This is a genomic window from Rhizobium ecuadorense, assembly GCF_001187535.1.
Classification (GTDB): domain Bacteria; phylum Pseudomonadota; class Alphaproteobacteria; order Rhizobiales; family Rhizobiaceae; genus Rhizobium; species Rhizobium ecuadorense.
This window is the reverse complement of the sequence record NZ_LFIO01000456.1, coordinates 1-333: the sequence shown is the minus strand read 5'-3', so window position 1 is coordinate 333 and position 333 is coordinate 1. Positions and strand designations below refer to the sequence as shown.

The following is a 333-nucleotide window of genomic DNA, read 5'->3' as shown; positions in this document are numbered from 1 at the left end:
GACAGCAACCGGCACACCTCGCAGCTCCGGATTGTCGCGCTGCTCGACCGATGCGTAGAAGGCGTCCATGTCGACATGCACGATCTTGCGCGGCCGTTCGCGGTTGTCTTCGCCTGTCATTATCTAGCTTCCATCAGCGAGACCGTCACTCAAACATGGGAAGTGTGCTCCACACTTGTCACCCTTGGTCGCCTGCATCCGCTCGCAGCCCATGGCCATGCGCCGGCGGATTTCCGCGAAGGTGACGCTTGCGCCAAACGCTTTCACCAACGTTTTCCGCTCAAGCGCACTATGGCGATCGCAGACGAGGCAGATGAGTTCGACCACCGGCAC

The 333-nt window shown here is 60.4% G+C and carries 2 protein-coding genes; both read right to left on the bottom strand.

Translation table 11 applies throughout. The annotated features are described in order from the left end of the window. The coding region (locus AF337_RS40155) for a Y-family DNA polymerase (protein ID WP_483150620.1) at nucleotides 1-120 on the bottom strand (120 nt) is incomplete at its 3' end. A 3-nt stretch (nucleotides 121-123) separates the two neighbouring features. After that, the coding region (locus tag AF337_RS44270) for a hypothetical protein (protein ID WP_049732226.1) at nucleotides 124-333 on the bottom strand (210 nt) is incomplete at its 5' end.